A 17,167-nucleotide genomic window follows, 5' to 3' on the forward strand; every position below is an offset into this window, starting at 1 on the left:
CACCACCCTCCGTTACCCCAGGGGGTAACCTGGGGTTACTCGAACGAAGGATTGATGGACATGACCGGTGATACCGAAAGCATCGCGTTGGTGCTCAACCGCCTGCGGCGTGCACAGGGCCAGCTCTCAGGCGTGATCGCCATGATCGAAAGTGGCCGTGACTGCAAGGACGTCGTCACCCAGCTCGCTGCTGTCTCCAAGGCACTGGACCGGGCCGGCTTCAAGATCGTCGCCACCGGACTCCGCGAATGCATCACCGGAGCGGAAACGGGCGAGAAGATGAGCGAAGCCGAGCTCGAGAAGCTGTTCTTGGCTCTCGCCTGAGGTTCGCACAGCAGTGATCCGGCACCGCGTCAGCGGGGTCAGGCTCCGCCCAGGTGCCCGTGCGGATGGGTGAAAACCGCACGGGCCCATAGTGCTGTGGACACCAGTGCCGCCGCAGCTCCCAGATACAGCCCGATGGCGGGGCCCGCGAACCCCGCATCGGGAGTCAGCGATTGCCGGGACCAGATGGCCAGGACGGCGAGGACAGTGGTCAGCCCGTTACCTGCCAACGCCAAGCCTGCCCAGCGGAACCGTCGAACTGCGCGTGCCGCGACAGCCACTGCCACGGTGAAGGTGACGCTGAAGGCCATGAACAGCGTCGGGAGTGCGCCCGCGGACTCGGCTTCGGCGCTCGCCGTGCGCAACAGAACGTCGTATCCGTGCGCCGAACCGGTGAGGGGGAGAACGAACCCCAGGGTTGCCGTCGCGATCGCAGCGATGAGAAGAGGTGTGGCTCTACCGAATTCGACCTCGGGCACAACGCGGCGTTCGATGGCGTCGAACACGGAGCGGTAGTGGCTCAGTTCGGCGTCGTCGCCGTCGCCCTTCTTGCTCACTTTCCTACCGTATCGGGCGACGAGTTCTTTCGAGCACCTCCGCCGAGAATCGTCAGTGGGCGTGCGTCGTCATCCCGGCGTCGACGGCATTGGAGAAGTCGTCATCGATGAACACCACGTCGCGGCCGGCTCGGTCGAGCAGGCTGGCAGCGATGGAAGCCCGGTATCCGCTGGCGCAGTGCACCCACAGTTGCCCAGCAGGCAGTTCGTTCAGGCGTTCCAGCAATTGGTGCAACGGTACGTTGGCTGCCCCGGGTATGTGCTGGGCGTCGTACTCGTCCTCGCGGCGCACGTCGAGAATCACCGCATCGGTTTCGTCCGCTTCGTCTGCGGAGACGATGCCGTCGGACAGTTCGGCGAAGGTATGTCTCGGATACGACGAGGCTGGAGTGTCCCCGCTCAGCTCGTCCGCCGAACCCGTTGCTGCGCCCTGTAGTTCGTCTATTCCGATGCGTACCAGCATGCGCTGAGCGTCGGCCACCTGCTCGGATGTCTCTCCGATCAGCGACAGCGGAGTGCCCCACGGCATCAACCAGCCCACATAGGTGGAGAACTGGGTGCCCAGCGCTATGCCGACGCTGCCGTGAACGTGGGACGACGCGTAGGCCGTGCGGTCCCGGAGGTCGACGATCCATTCGCCGGCGTCGATACGGGTCCGAAGTTCTTGTGCTTCTACAGCGCTGGGCGGGGACATATCCGGTGCGGTGGGTCCGCTGCTGTTCAATGCTCCCATGTGCGCGTAGTAGGCCGGGTACGCAGTGAGATTTGCAATCAGCTTCTCCACGAATGCGTCTTCGTCGTCGGTCGTCAGTGCATCGTTGCGCTGCTTCTCCTCGCCGATGGTGCCGCCGTCGCCGCCCGTTGCCGACCCCGACGAGCAGAAGCTACCGAAGCCGTGGGTGGGGAATACCTCGGTGGCGTCCGGCAGTTCGGTGGCCAGCCGGCGCGCCGAGTGGAACTGCGCATGGGTGAGTTCGTCGGTGCGTGCTGCGTCGACCAGGTCCGTGCGGCCCACCGAGCCGTAGAGCAGTGATCCTCCGGTGAACACGGCCGGTGTCTCGTCACCTTCGGTGATGACGTAGGACAGGTGTGTGACTGTGTGGCCCGGCGTGGAGACTGCTCGCACGGTCATGTTGCCGACCGTCAGCTCGTCTCCGTCGCGGACCGCGTGCCGCTCGAACGAGACGTCGTCGTCGGCATTGACCACGTACGGGCAGCCGTTGCGTTGGGCCAGTTCGTAGCCGCCGGAGACGTAGTCGTTGTGGATATGTGTTTCGACGACCATCGCGCAGGTGACACCGTGTTGGGCCAATGCTTTCTCGACGCGGTCGATGTCGCGCTGGGGGTCGACGACGACGGCCGATGTTCCGTCGTGGACGAGGTAGCTGCGGTCTCCGAGGTCTTCGGTGGAAATCACTTCGACGTGCACGGAAAATCACTCCTTGATCGGTCGTACGGATGTACCTGCATTCGACGTGCCGCTACAGCGACTACTTCCTGGAGAACATGCGGGACAGAAACCCCGGTGTCTTCGGATCGGCGGCATGCCCCTTGCATCGATCGGCCGAGGGAACGCTACGCATCACCTGGTCGACGTGTTGGCCGCAACCCGCCCACGTCGTTTTCCCGCACTTCTTGCACGTGACAGCTCTGCACATGACTTCTCCTTTTCGACGAACCAAGAAGAAGCATACCCCATGGGGTATAGATCGGTGGGCAATCAGAAGTGGGGGATCACCTTGAACGCCGTATGGCCGCCGCTGTCCGCGGTCAGCGCCACTCCATTGGATGTCATCGCTATCGGTACCGGGCCGGATGACGTTCCCGTGACGCGACCGGATACCGAATCGATAGCAGTCACAGACGATTTCGCTGTGCCGTAGACGATTCCGCCGACGATCGTGAACTGTTCGGCGCCGGGAAACTGGTCGGTCGTGAATCCCCGGGTGCCGTATTGCTCGAACAGCACGGCAATTCCGTCGTCGCCGAGATCCCCGGTGGTGATCAACGTCGATCCGGTACTCGCGTCGGCGGTCACGTTCATCGGGGTCAGAGCGCCACTGACCCATCGGAGCTCGGCGTCCGAGAGCCGGTAGACGGCCTGGATCGGCTCGGGACGGGTAGGGATCGTCCACGCCACGGCGACGGAGTTGCCGGCAGCCCCGACGAAGCGCGCGGTACCGGCTAGTGCTGCGGGCGGCGGTGTCAGTGTGGCGGTCGACCACGCGGTGTTGCCGGTATCGACGGTCACAATTCGTGCGTGCACACCATCGCGGACCACCGCATATCCGTCGGATTCGGACAGTGCACCGCTCAGCTCGGTGGAGTGCCCGTCGACGGCCGATACCGCAGCCTCCGCTCGGGCCGATTCGCCGTTGCATCCGGCGTCGATCAGCAGCCCCATGCCGGTCAAGCAGCCAGCGGTACCGACCGGGCCCCAGACGACGTCTCCTGTTCGGGTGTCGCGAGCGGTCAATGAGGCCGCGTTGCCGGAATCGGTGGTGTCGATGTCTTCGGTGACCAACAGTTCCCGGTCGCGCACACTGGTGACGGCGAACTGTGCGCGGTCTTTCGGTACGTCGACCCCGAACCGAAGCGTGCCGGTGTCGTCGAGCACTTGAACCCTGACGGAATCGGATGAGGTATCGAGGACACCGACGAATCCGTCGTCGACCACATGCGGTGTCGAGACGAACGGCACCGACCACAACGGGCTGTCACCGAAGCCGGGCGGCGCAACGAGCGTCGACGACGAGGGGATTTCCACCGCCTCGACAGTCGACGAGCGAGTGCACCCGGTCAGGGCCAGGCACGTAATTGTCCCCACAGCGGCGATCGCTGCTGTCGACGGCCGGATACGGTGACTGCTCACTTACGCAGTGGTGCTCTCGCCGTCGAGTGTGTCGATTGCCGCCTGCAGCAGCGCAGTGGCTTCGTCGGCGACGTCGGAGAGCCCGGGTGCCGCGGACAGTCCGACCATCAACTGCGGGTTCATCGCCTCGACGATCGTGTTGTCCCCATCGGCGCGGACGACGACGTTGCAGGGCAGCAGCAGACCCACCTGGCGGTCGGTGTCGATCGCGCCCTTGGCCAACCGCGGATTGCAGGCACCGAGAATGACGTAGCGTTCGATGTCGGCATCGATCTTGGCTTTGAGGGTGGACTGCATGTCGATCTCGGTGAGGACGCCGAAACCCTGTTCCGACAGTGCTTTTCGAGTAGCTTCGACAGTGTCCTCGAACGACGAGTTCACCCGTGTGCTGATTGCCAATTCGGTCATGATGTTGCGATCCTCCATGTGTCGACAGTGGGCTCGGCCACGAACACGAGTGGTAGACGTGTGCGTAGGGTGTTGTTGCGAGGGTATACCCGTATGGGTATCAGACGCCACCGTCGCCGAGCTCCGAGAGGGTGTGAATCATGTCGACCTCACGATCGACCCGCCGACGAGACATCTGGCTTCTCGGGATCGCCGTGCTGGTGGCCGCCGTCCTCGTCGGAGTCCTCATGGTCGGAACACGTGCCGGCTCCGACTCGGAGGCCGATTCGGAAGGGGCCACGTCGGGAGGGGCCACAAGCGTGATCCAGCAGACCGGACCGCTGGGGGACCTCTCGCGTCGCACGGTCGACGATCCGATGGCGCTCGGCGCAGTGGACGCGCCGGTGGTGCTGGTCGCGTTCTCGGACTTTCGATGCCCCTTCTGCGCCCAGTTCAATCGGGAGACCGAGCCGCAGCTGATCGACCGGTACGTCGACGACGGCACTCTGCGGATCGAATGGCGTGACCTGCCGATCTTCGGGCAACAGTCCTTCGATGCCGCTCGCGCGGGTCGGGCCGCGGCAGCCCAGGGCAAGTTCTGGGAGTTCACCCATGCGGTGTACGCCGATGCGCCCGAGACCGGTCATGCGGATCTGACGATGGACGAGTTGAAAGCTTATGCACAGCAGGCGAGAGTCCCGGACCTCGAGCGTTTCACCGCTGATGCCACCGGAACGAGCTTCGACTCCGCCATCACCGAAGACTTCGACGAAGCGCAATCTTTGGGCATCCCGGCTACACCGGCATTCTCGGTGAACGGCGATCCGGTGGTGGGCGCTCAGCCGTTGTCGACCTTCGTCGACCTGATCGACAACGCAGCCGGCGCGTAGGCCGCAGGATGTCGCAGATCGGGCTTCTCGGAGCATTTCTCGGTGGGTTACTCGCTCTGCTCAGTCCCTGCTCGGCGTTGCTGCTGCCGTCGTTCTTTGCCTACGCGTTCGGCGGGGTAGGCACGCTCGCCGGCCGCACCGGGGTGTTCTACGTCGGGCTCGCTGCGGTTCTGGTGCCACTGGGAGCGGGCGTCGGTGCCATCGGGTCGGCGATCACCCAGTATCGCGGCGTCACCACGATGATCGGCGGCGTCATCATCATCGGGCTCGGGATGATGATCATCGTCGGTCGCGGGTTCGCGCTGGGGTCGGCGCAGCGAGCGGCCGCTAGCCGCGACGTTTCGTCCATCGGGTCGGTATTTGCCCTCGGTGCGGTGTACGGGCTCGCCGGATTCTGCTCCGGACCGCTGCTCGGTGCAGTCCTGACCGTCGCCGTGGCCGGTGGACAGGCGTTCTACGGCGGGATCCTGATGGCGCTCTATGCCGCCGGCATGGTGGTTCCCCTGTTCGTACTCGCGCTGGTGTGGGATCGGTTCTCGCTGGGCTCTCGAACGTGGCTGCGCGGCAGGGAAATCAGGGTGGGACCTCTGAAGACGCACAGCACGTCGCTGATATCGGGGTTGATCTTCGTCGGCATCGGCGTGCTGTTCCTGCTCACGGAGGGAACCGCCAATCTCGGCGGAGTGATGGGCGTCGACAGTCAGTATTCGCTGCAGGTGTGGATAAGCGATGTCGCGGACACGGTTCCGAATGCGGCTGTCCTGCTCACCGGGGTGCTGGTGGTCATCGTATTCCTGGCGGTCCGGATCCTCCGCGGACACAGTCGCAACGCCCAGAACTGATACAGCCAGAACTGATACGCCCAGAACTGACAGTCCACCGCCCGACGAATGCAACGCACTGACAGGCTCGCGAGACTTTGGCATGGTGGGAAGATGCAGCGGCGCGTGGGCGAGAGTTGGTCCGCGGGGCCGGTCCCAGAGTTGTGGGGCGCTCCGCAGGCTGTGCGCTCAGGGGTAACCCCTGGGTACGACACGAGAATCGAGTACTGCGTCCGAAGCAGGCGGGCACGCTCCGCGTGCTTTCCAGCTACGAGGACGAAAGATTTCGGTCGCCCCGCGCCGTTGCACCTCGGACCGACGTACCTCATCGAGAACCCGACGTGACGAAGCGCGAATTCTCTCCCCGCGCGGCAGCGACCTTGGCGGGGCTGGCCGCCGATGCCGGGTGGACGCGCCCCGGCCTCGAGGAAGCGTTCGCGCGGCTGATTCCTGCCAAGGCGTCGTGGCTCGCTGACCGCATCGTGAATCTGTATCCGAGCCCACCGTTCGACGAGGCATCGATCTTCGTTCTGCTGCGCGATCTCCCGTTCATCGCGGAGCCCTCGGTATCCTCGCAGCGACCGGCTACGCGTGCCGGCGACAAACCCTGGCGATTCGAGGTACCGCGCTACGAGACGACCGGTCAACTGGCGCGATCGCTCGACCTGACGATCTCCGAGATCGACTGGTTCGCCGATCTGCAGGGGCGACTCCGCACCGCTCCGTTCCCGTTGCAGCACTATCGATCTGCGCGAATCGACAAGCGTCAGGGAATCAGACTGCTCGAGGTGCCGAAACCACGCCTGCGGGAAATTCAGCGAAAGATACTGCGGCGCATACTCGATCGAATTCCAGCCCATCCGGCCGCGCATGGATTTCGGAAGGCGAGAAGTCCCCGGACGTTCGCGATGCCACATTCGGATCGCGCCGTGGTGGTCTCGGTCGATCTTCGACGCTTCTTCCCGTCCATCGGGTTCGACCGGGTGGTCGCGATATTCGAAGCCGTCGGCTACCCCCGGGCAGTCGCGGCGAACCTTGCCGCGCTGTGCACGACGGTCACCCCGGCCGTCGAACTGATCGGGATGGACCGTCCCACTGCGGCGAGGCTGCGCGCCACCCACCTGCCGCAGGGTGCGCCCACATCACCTGCGTTGGCGAATCTCGCTGCGCGGCAGCTCGATATCCGTGCAAGCGGCTTGGCCCGGTCGATCGGTGCCCGCTACAGTCGGTACGCCGATGATCTGGCGTTCTCCGGCAGTGCGGATATCGACGTCGACAGACTGTTGTGGCTGATCTCCCAGATCGCGCACGACGAAGGTTTCGCGATTCATCCCGACAAGACCAAGGTCAGGCGCGCACATCAGCGACAACAGCTGACCGGGCTCGTCGTCAACTCGTGGCCGGCAGCCCCCCGAGAGGAGTACGACAACCTGAGGGCACTGCTGCACAACTGCATCACCGCCGGAGCAGCGAGTCAGAATCGTCGCGAAGTCAACGATTTTCGAGCCCATGTGTACGGTCGAATCGCGTGGATAGGCGAGACCAACGAGACTCGTCGAACGAAGCTGCTCGAGATGGCATCGCAGGTGCAATGGCTGCCGCCAGTGTTCGAGTCGTCGAATTCGGGTAGTCGAACCGCACACACCTTATCGCCGGAGGAGCCGCAATGAAGGACCTGACTTTCACCATCGGACACGAGGAACTGGTGATCCGCCAGCGATGGGAAGTTGCCAGCATCATCAACGACATTCTCATCGCGGTCTGGTTCATCATCGGCAGCATCCTGTTCTTCCACGAGAGCACCACCGTGGCCGGTACGTGGTTGTTCCTCCTCGGCAGTATCGAACTGCTCATCCGGCCGATGATCCGACTCGGCCGACGCGTGCACCTGACGAGAATCGGACGCAGCCAGTCGGCCCCGGACAGCGAGGCGGACTACTGACCGCAGGCGGCCATGGAGGTCTCGGGGAGTCTTTCGATGTCGGATCGGTCGATGACGGTCAAAAACGAACAATCAACCCGGCGATTCGGGGCTCATCGCCCGGCCCGTGGCGGGACGCGGGTAGGAAAGACACGTAGTTGCACCCTGTATGGCGGCTAGCGGAGGTCTCTGACCTGGCGCGACAACAAGATGTTCATTTATGTTGACATCTGATCGATGTGCGTTCATATTATGTCGATGGATCGTGTGCGATGGACCGACTCCGCCGGCGTCAGTGCAGTGATTGCCGAAAGACGCTGATGCTCGCCCATCAGCGTCAGCAGAAGATCCTCGACCAGGTGACGGCGGCGGGCGCGGTCAAGGTCGCCGATCTGGGAGCCGCACTGTCGGTGTCGGACATGACCGTTCGACGCGATGTCAACGAGCTGGTTGCCCGCGGCCTGGTCGAGCGGGTGCACGGCGGCGTGACGCTGCCGCGATCGGCGAGTGTGTTCGAGCCGGGCTTCTCCGCCAAGTCCGAACTGGATCGAGATGCCAAGGCCGCCATCGCCCGGGCCGCAGCGCGGTTCGTCCGGCCGGGGACCTCTATCGGTATCTCCGGTGGCACCACCACGCACGCTCTCGTACGCGAATTGCTCGACATTCCGGACATCACCGTCGTCACCAATTCACTTCCCGTTGCCGAGGTCTTCCACGTCGGCGGCCGGACCGATCAGACCGTGTTGCTCACCGGTGGGCAGCGCACTCCCTCCGACGCGCTGGTCGGGCCGCTCACGGTCGGTGCAGTGCAGAGCGTCCACCTGGACATGCTGTTCCTCGGAACACACGGGGTGGACATCGAATGCGGCCTCACCTGTCCCAATCTCATGGAGGCGCAGACCAATCAGGCCCTGGCCGCCTCATCCAGGCGTGTCATCGTGCTCGCCGATCACACCAAGTGGGGTGTCCGTGCCCTTGCCAAGACCATTCCGCTTTCGCAGGTCGACGTGTTCGTCACCGATGCCGGGCTCGACCCCGGGGTTCAGGACGCGTTGTCCGAGCTGGTCGACGACGTGGTGATCGCGGGAGAACATTGCACCGAGACGAACGAGGAACGAGCACTCGATGACCGCGCATGACGCCACGACGCACGCGATGCGCACCACGTCGACCACTCTGGCCGACGGCCGTGAGCTGATCTACTACGACGACACCGAGCCCTACGTCTCCGGTGGCGCCACCCGAGAATTGATCGATACGCGGCCACTGTCGCCGGCACAGTCGCAGTCACAGATGCGATTCGACGTTCTCACCGGTGAATGGATCGTCATCGCCGCGCAGCGAATGGACCGTACGTTCCTGCCGCCGGCCGATGCGTCGCCGCTGGCACCGAGCCGTCCGGGCCGTCCGCCCACCGAGATTCCGGCGTCGGACTACGACGTGGTGGTATTCGAGAACCGATTCCCGTCGCTGGCCGAAACCGCAGCGCAACAGCATCTTCCGGCCGAGGTGGACGGAGAGCCGTTGTGGCCGCTGGCCCCCGGCACCGGCCGATGCGAGGTGATCTGTTTCGCGAGCGATCCCGACGCTTCATTCGTCTCGCTCGAGCTCTCCCGAGTGCGGACCATCATCGACGTCTGGGCCGATCGCACCTCGGCCCTCTCGGCGATTCCCGGGGTGCAGCAGGTCTTCTGCTTCGAGAATCGTGGCAAGGAAATCGGTGTCACACTGACGCACCCGCACGGACAGATCTACGCGTACCCGTACCTCCCGCCCCGCTCCGACGCACTGATACGCCAGTCTCGCAAGCATTTCGAGCGAACGGGTCGAGTTCTGCTGGCCGATGTACTCGCTGCCGAGCTGCGCTCGGGTCGGCGCATCGTGGTGGACGCCGAGCACTGGGTCGCCTACGTCCCGGCGGCCTCGCGTTGGCCGGTCGAGGTTCACCTCGCTCCGCGTCGCGACGTCGCGGACCTCGCCGAACTCAACGGTGCCGAGCGGGACGAATTGGCCGGGGTCTATCGGAACCTGTTGCGAGGCGTCGACGCGTTCTTCGAGGGCGTCGACGAGGTGCCGTACATCTCGGCGTGGCACCAGGCTCCCGTGGGAGTCGACCGCTCACTGGGACGGCTGCACCTGCAACTGTTTTCGATGATGCGTTCCCCGGGCCGAATGAAATTTCTGGCCGGATCCGAATCGGCCATGGGCGCGTGGGTCAACGACACCACCCCTGAGCGGATTGCCGACAGGCTGCGCGAGGTGCTCGGATGAACTGGCTCGACGTAGTGGCCGAGGAGGATCTCGCCGACGGTGCCGCGGCGCTGTTTCGCGCCGCATTCGGCGGTGAACCGGGCGGCGTCTGGATCGCACCGGGTCGGGTCAATCTGATCGGTGAACACATCGATTACGCAGGCGGACCGGTGTTGCCGTTCGCACTGCCGTACGCCACGGCAGTTGCTGTACGCCGACGCGAGGACGCCATGATGCGGGCGGTATCCACGCACACGGACAATTCCTGGACCGGAGCGATCGACGAGATCGGCCCGGGCACACCCTCGGGCTGGGCCGCATACGTGGCAGGCGTGGCCTGGGCGCTGCAGGAGTACGGGATCGGCGGAGTCGATGTTGCCGTGCATTCCTCGGTGCCGGTGGGTTCGGGGCTGTCGAGCTCGGCGGCCCTCGAGTGCTCGTTCGCCTTGGCGCTCAGCGAGTTGTTCGACCTGCAGGTGGAGCGAAAGGTGCTGATCGAGGCCAGTATTCGCGCCGAGAACGAGATCGCCGGTGCGTCGACGGGCGGAATGGATCAGAACATTGCGATGTCCGCGCAGGCGGGGCATGCGTTGCTGCTCGACTGCCTCGACGGTTCGACGCGTCAGATACCCCTCGATCTCGGCGCGTCTGGATCACGGCTTCTGGTGATCGATACCAACGCGCCGCATCGGCTGGTCGACGGCCAGTACGGGGCGCGTCGGGCCGCCCTGGACACTGCGTATGCGGCACTGGGGGTGACGACGCTGCGCGGATTGGACTCCGAGCAGGCCGTCTCGGGCCTCGACGACGACATCCTGATCGGCCGAGTTCGCCACGTCATCAGTGAGATTCGACGAGTCGAGCAGGCGGTGGAGATTCTCGACCGCGGTGCCGCAGGCACGGAGCTCGGTGAGTTGATGACGGCGTCGCATGTGTCGTTGCGGGACGACTACGAGGTGAGCTCGCCGGAATTGGACAGCGCGGTCGACGCGGCGCTGCGAGCGGGTGCGTACGGCGCGCGGATGACCGGCGGAGGATTCGGCGGATCTGCCATTGCGCTGGTGCCGTCGGATCTGATCCAGGCCGCAGCAGCTGAAATCTCCTCCAGTGCCGCACGATCCGGACTCCCGGAACCCACGTTTCTCTCCGCTGAGCCCGCCGGCTCAGCGCATCGATTCTTCTGACCCACGGCAAGAAGGACTCCCACGGCGCAGATCACGTACGAAGGAGCCAACAGGCTCGACTCGGGAGCTGACGTCGCGCCGTCGGCCCTGTATCAGCGTCAGCTACGGACCTGGGAGGCAGCGAACTGAGCACCTTCGGTGGTGGAGCCGTTCGTTCCGTACCGAAGGTGTGCGAAAGTACTGAAGCCGCCGATCTGGCATACCGGATCGCCGAAGTTGCAGAAGCTGGTGGCACGTGAACCGTATGTGCTGCTGGCGGTTTCGATCTTCCGTCCGAACAGGCCGAGTGGGTTGCCGAATACCACAACTGCCTCGACCCGAGAGGCTATCGCGGCAGGGATGATGGCACCGGAGAAACTGCTGGGGGTGTTCAGACCGACGGCGTTCGTGACGACGGTGGCCCCTTGCGAGTAGCCCGCGATCACGAACGTCGTCGACGGGCACGACGCTGCGACGGATGTCAGGTGGGAGACCAGGTCACGTGATCCAGGGCCGGCGCTGGCCTGCGTGAAGTCGGCCGCGTAGTTCACCGCGTACGTGCTGACCGAGCGGTCCGACAGTTCGGACTTCAACGAACTTACGAACGGTGTTCCGGTGATACCCAAACCTGGTAATTCGCCCGTTCCGCGAGCGAACGACACATCGACGTCCGAACACGAGGCTGCGTTCGCGACGCCGGACGGCTGTGCCACGAAGAACGCGGAAACGGCCAGCGCGGCAACTGTGCAAGAGGCCGAACGTCGGTTCATGGAAGTACTCCTGGGTCGGTTGTCAGCGGTCGTCGAACCATAGCTGCGTAAGCCGACCGAGCGCAGCACCTCGAATGAGGACACATCGAATTGCGGTGGAAGGCTCCGCCCGATGATACGCACCAAGCCTGGTTTCTCAACATCTGTTGCGTTACTCTCCTCGGCGGGGCCGAGTCCGATCTGCACCAATTGCGGATACAAACTTTCCGGGGGATACAAGTGGCGAATCAGTGGTTGCGTGGAATTGCGGTATCGGTTGTGGCGGTCGCGTTGTGTCCGATTGCGACGGCCTCGGCGCAGCCCGCGCCGAGCCCGGCACCGGCCACGATCATGGGATCCATCGACGACGGACCGGGCAGCTTCAGTGTCTACCGCACCGTCGACAGCGGGCAGCGACCCACCGCAGCAGACAATGCCGCGTGCGGCGACTACTTCGGTTCACCGCGTTCGTTGACCGTGGTCGAGCGTCTCGACGCGCGAATGTACACCTTCGCCAACGATCCCTCGACGGGTTTCCTCAGCGATCCGACCGCGCAGAACGTCGGGCCCATCTACGTCTGCGACGGCCCGACAATCGACGGCCAGGCCTTCCTCGACCAATGGGGCGTGCTCACTGCCCCTGGCCTGGGCAGACTCTCGATGAACGGGCCCTGTGGACTCGAATTCATGATCGGTTCGCCCGGACGGGCTGCGGTCGATTGTGTTCTGCGGGTGAACCCCAATGATTCCGGCGTCACCGACGGGGTCGCCACCAGCAACTCGGTCGCGAACCCGCTTCGCCTGCCGGACGGCCGCACCGGTTCGCTGTGGACTCTGTACACCCTGGGGGAGGGAACCGCTCCGGTGGCAGAGCCCGTTGCGGGCACTCCCCAGCCGACCGGTTCGGTGAAGTACAGCGTCGGTCGCGAGGTCAATTCTGTCTCGGCGGGCTCCACCGCCGTATGCCCGGGTGGACTGCGCACCACGGAGATCCATTCGATCTCGGTGGATCCCGCCACCGGCGCCGCGTCGACCGAGCCGTCCCAGGACATCGCCGCAACGGCGTCGATCTGCTACCAGAACCCGTCGTCCCCGGACTTCGGTGCGTCGCTGAGCATCACGAGCTTCGGCGTTACACCCGCACTCACGGCCACGTCCACCGGGCAATGCCGACGGACCGATCTGGCCGTCGAGCCGGGCACCGTGCAGCAGTCCTGCGGCTTCACCCTGCCGCCGCAGCCGGGTCGCGGGCTGACCGGTGGACAGGTGACGCTCAACGGCCTCGTTCCGACGAACGACGCAGCAGGATCGGCCAATTCGGCGATCTGGACCACGTCCTTCCTCGGCTCCATCACGCCTCGATGATCGGACGTCGGACCGGGGTTCTCGTTCTGGCGTCGATCGCAAGTTGGATCTCGCTCGGGGTGGTGACCGCGCCCGATGCAGCGCCCGAACCGCTCGCGGTGGACGGATCTCTGGGATACGGGCAAACCCGGGATATCGCCGTCACACCGCTGCCTGGTCAGCCGGAGGGAATGGCCGTCGATCCTGTGGACGGCAGCATCTGGTCGGGATCGAACCGGCCCAATTCCTCTGCAGAGCTCTGGCATTGGGATTCCGACGGCAGGCTGATCCAGACGTACTCGTTGATGGATCACGAACCTTCGGAGCACGGTGTCAACGGGATCACTCTCGACGGGGACGGTCGGGTGTACGCCCTCGACTACTCGGGTGCGCGGGCAGTGAGAATCGATCCGCACTCCGGCGAACAAACGGTGTATGCCACGTTCGCCGATCTCCCGAGCTGTGCTGCAACTCCGGGCGAGCCGTGTGAACCGTCGCCTCTCGATCGACCCGCCTGGCCGAATTGGGCGACCTTCGCCCCCGACGGAACCATGTACGTCAGCGACCTGAACCAAGCCACCATCTGGAAGGTACCGGCCGGTGGCGGTGCAGCCGAAATCTGGTATCAGAATTCAGATTTCGCGTCGGTCTACAGCGTCAACGGCATGCAGTTCGACGTCGCGGGCCGGCTGAACTTCGTGGTGACCGTGTCGCTCACCCCGGACATCAGCTCGTTCGGGCGTGGCGTCGTCTACCGAATCCCATTCGGTCCCAACGGTTCGCCCGGCCAGCTGGAGCGGGTAGCCGTCGTTGCGCAGGGCGACGGGCTGGCCATCGGTTCCAGCGGGCGCATCTATCTGCCGATCTCGAACCCCTTCATCAACTCGATTCAGGTGGTCGACCCGAACACGGGGTCGATGGTGGCCGAGCTACCGGCCGTGGTGGATCGCGTCACCCGCTCCATCCCGTACTCGACGCCGGCGTCGGTCGCGTTTCGCGGAACCTCGTTGATCGTCTCCAACCACGGACTCCTTGCCATCGACCCGCGTCAATGGGCGATCCTGGAACTCGGGGTGGGAGAGACCGGACTGCCGCTGAACTACCCGAAGGGCCTGGTCTGAGGGCCTTCGGCGGGTCGCTGGAGAAGGGCGTCTCGAATGCCGCGAAGTGTTACCGTCGCCCGGTGAATCTCACTCGTAGCGAGCGCTGGAAGCTGAGTGCTCTTGGTCTGGCTATGGTTGTCGGTGCTGTGTTCATCGCTGTTCGGGTCGCGACGCACGAGCCGGAGACAGTGGACGCTGGACAGTCGGAATCGGTTGTCGAATCGTCACTGGATTCGCCTCCGGAGCTTGCGTGGGCTGCCGACGTGCGGACGTTGACCGACAACGAAGGCGATGTGCTGTTGTCGATGCCGTACCTGCTCGGTCAGTACTACGGGTACGGCGGATTCCTCAGCGGCGACGACGTGATGATCGGAGCCACCGGGTACCCGCTTCCCACTTCGGATCCGTCGAGCGGCGCGGAAGTCGGGGCGGTCACTCTCGTTGGTGTGAACCCCGATAGCGGTGCGCCGCTCTGGAAGACGCCCATCGGTCGAGTGAGTCAGTGTGCGCCCGAACTCGAATCGGTGTTGCTCGCGTGCTGGGGTGATCGACGCGTCGTGTCCATCGACACGTCCGACGGGGCGCTGGTCGCGGACGTCGGAACGGATTTCGATGTGAACGGCGCGCGGATCGTGAACGAGACCGTCTTCGTCTCCGGCGATCTGGACGGAACACCTGTGCTGACCAAGGGCACTCCGACTGCCATCGAATCCGACTTCCGTCGAACATTCGAGGGGTCCGCCGACTTCTCCTCGGTGTACGTCACGCCGGACCAGAAGTCGGTGATGCTGACCCACCGGGGCGACGGGACGCCGCAATACATCTACACGGTCTTCGATCTCGACTCCGGCAAAAAGAGATTCACCTACGAGGGCGATTCGGTTCGGAGCGTAGGCGACGGCTTGTGGCTGTCGAGCATCGGCAGCGAATCCGGCACTGTCGGAACCCAAAACCTGTTGGCAGCAGACGGTTCCATCATTCGGGCGATTCCTCGGCCGTCGTACGGTGCCTCGATGTACCCGAGTACCTCGGCGAAGACCCTGTCCATGTTCCTCGGTGACGGTGCCTACGATCCCAATACCGGCAACGAGCTCTGGCGCAATCCGGCCATGGTTGGATCCGAAGTCAGCGGGCCGCAATCGGCCCTGGTGGCGGTGGTCGGACGCATCGTGATCGTCGCCGACCCTGAGGCAAAGACGTTGACCGGCCTCGACATCGAGTCGGGTCGTGAGCAGTGGACAACACCGTGGGAGGACGCCTACTGGGTGAGAAACGGCCTCACCGACGGTGAGAATTTCGTCTTCGGCGACTATCGGGGAGCACACTCGATCGATGCGAGAACCGGCGAAATCGGTTGGTCCATACCGCAACCCGAAGGCGTCGATCCTCGAATCATGGTTGTGTCCTCGGCTGCGGGACACATGACGCGGTCCTGGGGCGATCAATTCACCGTGTACCGCTGACGACACGCATATTTCGGCCTCGGACTTGGATTCCATCCTCCCGTAGCCGTCGGTAATCAGAAACGGAGGCGGAAATAGGTGAGTGCTCACTCGGGACTGGCCATCCCCTCGGTGGATATGCGAGACGCCTGGCTGGAAGCTCACGCCGAATGGGGTCCGGGGTTGCACGAGGACGGATTAGGGTTGACGGCCGTCGAAGGGTTGGCAGTCGGGTATTGGATCGAGCTGCCATGATTTCGTTCGCTTGACCCTCACACAGTGTGAGACGGAATTCTCGGAGGTGTCATGTTCGGTATCGGAGAGTTCGCATCGATCGGCCGGGTGTCGGTTCGCATGCTTCGGCATTACGACGAGATCGGGTTGTTGACGCCGGCACGGGTGGATCCGTTCACCGGCTACCGGTCGTACGACGGCAGGCAGTTCGAGGTTCTGGGCCGCATTCTGATGTTCAAGGACCTCGGGTTTCGACTCGACGAAGTGCGGCAGATCGTCCACGCGCAGGTCAGCGACGATCGGTTGCAAGAGATGCTCGCCGCCAAACGCGACGACGTCGCCCGTCGGCTCGATCTCGACGCTGCCCGCCTGCGTCGACTCGATGCGCGACTCTCACACACAGAAGGGATTTCCATGATCACCGTGGACACCAAGTCGTTGCCACCCAACCGCATTGCCTTCGTCACCGAGACTGCCGACGGCTTCGGTCCGCAGAACATCGGTCCGGTCATCGGGCCGATGTATGCCCGGCTCGCCCAGACCCTTGCCGAACACGGAGTGCCGTTCGGGCCCTCGTCGATCGCCATGTACGAAGCCGTCGCCGACGGAGACGGCACCGGCGTCACCGTGCACGCTGCGTTCGAGGTGGGGCCGACGGTCACTGCGGCCGAGGGATACGAAATTCGGGAGCTCCCGCCGGTCGAGCTCGCGGCGACCACCGTGCACCACGGCTCCATGTCGACGATCGGCGAGACCTGGGAGGAGTTCATGGCCTGGATCGATACCAATGGCTACGAGCTCTCGGGCATCTGCCGTGAGTACTACCTGGTGTCGGAACCGCAGCCTCAGGACAATTGGGTCACCGAACTGCAGCAGCCGGTGACTCGGCGTCAGGAGGCCTGAGCCAGCTCGACGAGGGCGGTGCACTGGCAGCCGCCGGTGACCTCTTCGCACTCGAGCACCAGGAAGTGACGGACGTACTCGAGATCCATGCAGTCCGGCTCCGTGCACTCCGGACCGCCGACCGCGTGGATCACGAGTGTGCCGTGGCAGGTATCGATGCTGGCGGACATGCGAATTCCCTTCTGTCGTTTCTTCTACCTCCTTGAT

At 64.3% G+C, this 17,167-nt stretch carries 19 protein-coding genes; 13 read left to right on the forward strand and 6 right to left on the reverse strand.

What is annotated here, in order from left to right; translation table 11 throughout:
- Positions 1 to 60 precede the first annotated feature (60 nt).
- Positions 61 to 324: a metal-sensitive transcriptional regulator gene (locus RHODMAR_RS04780; protein ID WP_042938034.1), complete on the forward strand. Its 264-nt coding sequence runs from the start codon at positions 61 to 63 to the stop codon at positions 322 to 324.
- 38 nt (positions 325 to 362) lie between these two features.
- Here the strand turns inward: RHODMAR_RS04780 and RHODMAR_RS04785 are convergent, their stop codons facing one another.
- The 4 genes from RHODMAR_RS04785 to RHODMAR_RS04800 form a co-directional block, all read right to left on the reverse strand.
- Entirely contained in the window at positions 363 to 881 is a 519-nt protein-coding gene (locus RHODMAR_RS04785; protein WP_008711863.1) for an Rv2732c family membrane protein, read from the reverse strand.
- Positions 882 to 933: 52 nt separating this feature from the next.
- The gene (locus tag RHODMAR_RS04790; protein ID WP_008711865.1) at positions 934 to 2,310 is read right to left on the reverse strand and encodes an MBL fold metallo-hydrolase; all 1,377 of its coding nucleotides are present in this window, start codon (positions 2,308 to 2,310) and stop codon (positions 934 to 936) included.
- A gap of 291 nt (positions 2,311 to 2,601) precedes the next feature.
- On the reverse strand, positions 2,602 to 3,753 hold the full coding sequence (locus RHODMAR_RS04795) for a hypothetical protein (protein ID WP_232433581.1): 1,152 nt from the start codon (positions 3,751 to 3,753) through the stop codon (positions 2,602 to 2,604).
- Complete coding sequence (locus tag RHODMAR_RS04800; protein ID WP_008711869.1) at positions 3,754 to 4,161, reverse strand: DUF302 domain-containing protein; 408 nt, start codon at positions 4,159 to 4,161, stop codon at positions 3,754 to 3,756.
- Positions 4,162 to 4,301: 140 nt separating this feature from the next.
- On the opposite strand from RHODMAR_RS04800, the gene RHODMAR_RS04805 reads away from it, so the two are divergent.
- The 7 genes from RHODMAR_RS04805 to galK all read left to right on the forward strand — a co-directional run bounded on the left by RHODMAR_RS04805 (position 4,302) and on the right by galK (position 11,206).
- Positions 4,302 to 5,030, forward strand: a complete 729-nt coding sequence (locus tag RHODMAR_RS04805; protein WP_042938016.1) for a DsbA family protein — start codon at positions 4,302 to 4,304, stop codon at positions 5,028 to 5,030.
- 8 nt (positions 5,031 to 5,038) lie between these two features.
- Positions 5,039 to 5,872, forward strand: a complete 834-nt coding sequence (locus RHODMAR_RS04810; RefSeq protein WP_008711872.1) for a cytochrome c biogenesis CcdA family protein — start codon at positions 5,039 to 5,041, stop codon at positions 5,870 to 5,872.
- A gap of 320 nt (positions 5,873 to 6,192) precedes the next feature.
- Positions 6,193 to 7,521: a reverse transcriptase family protein gene (locus RHODMAR_RS04815; RefSeq protein ID WP_157225984.1), complete on the forward strand. Its 1,329-nt coding sequence runs from the start codon at positions 6,193 to 6,195 to the stop codon at positions 7,519 to 7,521.
- Complete coding sequence (locus tag RHODMAR_RS04820) at positions 7,518 to 7,793, forward strand: YrhK family protein (protein WP_008711875.1); 276 nt, start codon at positions 7,518 to 7,520, stop codon at positions 7,791 to 7,793. Before RHODMAR_RS04815 ends, RHODMAR_RS04820 begins: the two co-directional genes overlap by 4 nt.
- A gap of 251 nt (positions 7,794 to 8,044) precedes the next feature.
- On the forward strand, positions 8,045 to 8,911 hold the full coding sequence (locus RHODMAR_RS04825; protein ID WP_232433582.1) for a DeoR/GlpR family DNA-binding transcription regulator: 867 nt from the start codon (positions 8,045 to 8,047) through the stop codon (positions 8,909 to 8,911).
- 16 nt (positions 8,912 to 8,927) lie between these two features.
- Positions 8,928 to 10,043 carry a galactose-1-phosphate uridylyltransferase gene (gene galT / locus RHODMAR_RS04830; RefSeq protein WP_042938037.1) on the forward strand — a complete coding sequence of 372 codons (1,116 nt, stop codon included), beginning with the start codon at positions 8,928 to 8,930 and terminating at the stop codon, positions 10,041 to 10,043.
- Complete coding sequence (galK, locus tag RHODMAR_RS04835; RefSeq protein ID WP_008711880.1) at positions 10,040 to 11,206, forward strand: galactokinase; 1,167 nt, start codon at positions 10,040 to 10,042, stop codon at positions 11,204 to 11,206. The genes galT and galK overlap by 4 nt, the downstream gene beginning before the upstream one ends.
- A 98-nt stretch (positions 11,207 to 11,304) precedes the next feature.
- Here galK and RHODMAR_RS04840 read toward each other — a convergent pair whose 3' ends face one another.
- Positions 11,305 to 11,955 carry a cutinase family protein gene (locus RHODMAR_RS04840; RefSeq protein ID WP_008711882.1) on the reverse strand — a complete coding sequence of 217 codons (651 nt, stop codon included), beginning with the start codon at positions 11,953 to 11,955 and terminating at the stop codon, positions 11,305 to 11,307.
- Between the two features lie 219 nt (positions 11,956 to 12,174).
- Here RHODMAR_RS04840 and RHODMAR_RS04845 point away from each other — a divergent pair, with 219 nt between their 5' ends.
- From RHODMAR_RS04845 to RHODMAR_RS04860, 5 genes are all read left to right on the forward strand, one after another.
- A complete protein-coding gene (locus RHODMAR_RS04845; RefSeq protein ID WP_157225985.1) occupies positions 12,175 to 13,299 on the forward strand; it encodes a hypothetical protein in 1,125 nt (374 codons plus the stop codon).
- Positions 13,296 to 14,399, forward strand: coding sequence for an SMP-30/gluconolactonase/LRE family protein (locus RHODMAR_RS04850; protein ID WP_008711886.1), 1,104 nt, complete (start codon positions 13,296 to 13,298; stop codon positions 14,397 to 14,399). The genes RHODMAR_RS04845 and RHODMAR_RS04850 overlap by 4 nt, the downstream gene beginning before the upstream one ends.
- 62 nt (positions 14,400 to 14,461) lie before the next feature.
- On the forward strand, positions 14,462 to 15,844 hold the full coding sequence (locus tag RHODMAR_RS04855; protein ID WP_042938020.1) for an outer membrane protein assembly factor BamB family protein: 1,383 nt from the start codon (positions 14,462 to 14,464) through the stop codon (positions 15,842 to 15,844).
- 78 nt (positions 15,845 to 15,922) lie between these two features.
- Positions 15,923 to 16,078, forward strand: a complete 156-nt coding sequence (locus tag RHODMAR_RS28125) for a hypothetical protein (protein WP_008711890.1) — start codon at positions 15,923 to 15,925, stop codon at positions 16,076 to 16,078.
- A 51-nt stretch (positions 16,079 to 16,129) separates the two neighbouring features.
- On the forward strand, positions 16,130 to 16,960 hold the full coding sequence (locus RHODMAR_RS04860; protein ID WP_008711891.1) for a MerR family transcriptional regulator: 831 nt from the start codon (positions 16,130 to 16,132) through the stop codon (positions 16,958 to 16,960).
- On the opposite strand, the gene RHODMAR_RS04865 is transcribed toward RHODMAR_RS04860, so the two are convergent.
- Entirely contained in the window at positions 16,948 to 17,130 is a 183-nt protein-coding gene (locus RHODMAR_RS04865; protein ID WP_042938024.1) for a hypothetical protein, read from the reverse strand. The genes RHODMAR_RS04860 and RHODMAR_RS04865 overlap by 13 nt on opposite strands.
- Positions 17,131 to 17,167 lie beyond the last annotated feature (37 nt).

Origin of the sequence: Rhodococcus sp. AW25M09 (assembly GCF_000333955.1) — a bacterium.
In the GTDB taxonomy this organism is placed as follows: domain Bacteria; phylum Actinomycetota; class Actinomycetes; order Mycobacteriales; family Mycobacteriaceae; genus Rhodococcoides.

What these genes read in the sequence shown, in the direction of transcription:
- RHODMAR_RS04840 (WP_008711882.1), bottom strand. Translation starts at nt 11,955, where the DNA reads ATGAACCGACGTTCGGCCTCTTGCACAGTTGCCGCGCTGGCCGTTTCC.
- RHODMAR_RS04810 (WP_008711872.1), top strand. Translation starts at nt 5,039, where the DNA reads ATGTCGCAGATCGGGCTTCTCGGAGCATTTCTCGGTGGGTTACTCGCT.
- galK (WP_008711880.1), top strand. Translation starts at nt 10,040, where the DNA reads ATGAACTGGCTCGACGTAGTGGCCGAGGAGGATCTCGCCGACGGTGCC.
- RHODMAR_RS04860 (WP_008711891.1), top strand. Translation starts at nt 16,130, where the DNA reads ATGTTCGGTATCGGAGAGTTCGCATCGATCGGCCGGGTGTCGGTTCGC.
- RHODMAR_RS04805 (WP_042938016.1), top strand. Translation starts at nt 4,302, where the DNA reads ATGTCGACCTCACGATCGACCCGCCGACGAGACATCTGGCTTCTCGGG.
- RHODMAR_RS04865 (WP_042938024.1), bottom strand. Translation starts at nt 17,130, where the DNA reads ATGTCCGCCAGCATCGATACCTGCCACGGCACACTCGTGATCCACGCG.
- RHODMAR_RS04850 (WP_008711886.1), top strand. Translation starts at nt 13,296, where the DNA reads ATGATCGGACGTCGGACCGGGGTTCTCGTTCTGGCGTCGATCGCAAGT.
- RHODMAR_RS04820 (WP_008711875.1), top strand. Translation starts at nt 7,518, where the DNA reads ATGAAGGACCTGACTTTCACCATCGGACACGAGGAACTGGTGATCCGC.
- galT (WP_042938037.1), top strand. Translation starts at nt 8,928, where the DNA reads ATGCGCACCACGTCGACCACTCTGGCCGACGGCCGTGAGCTGATCTAC.
- RHODMAR_RS04825 (WP_232433582.1), top strand. Translation starts at nt 8,045, where the DNA reads ATGGACCGACTCCGCCGGCGTCAGTGCAGTGATTGCCGAAAGACGCTG.
- RHODMAR_RS04780 (WP_042938034.1), top strand. Translation starts at nt 61, where the DNA reads ATGACCGGTGATACCGAAAGCATCGCGTTGGTGCTCAACCGCCTGCGG.
- RHODMAR_RS04800 (WP_008711869.1), bottom strand. Translation starts at nt 4,161, where the DNA reads ATGACCGAATTGGCAATCAGCACACGGGTGAACTCGTCGTTCGAGGAC.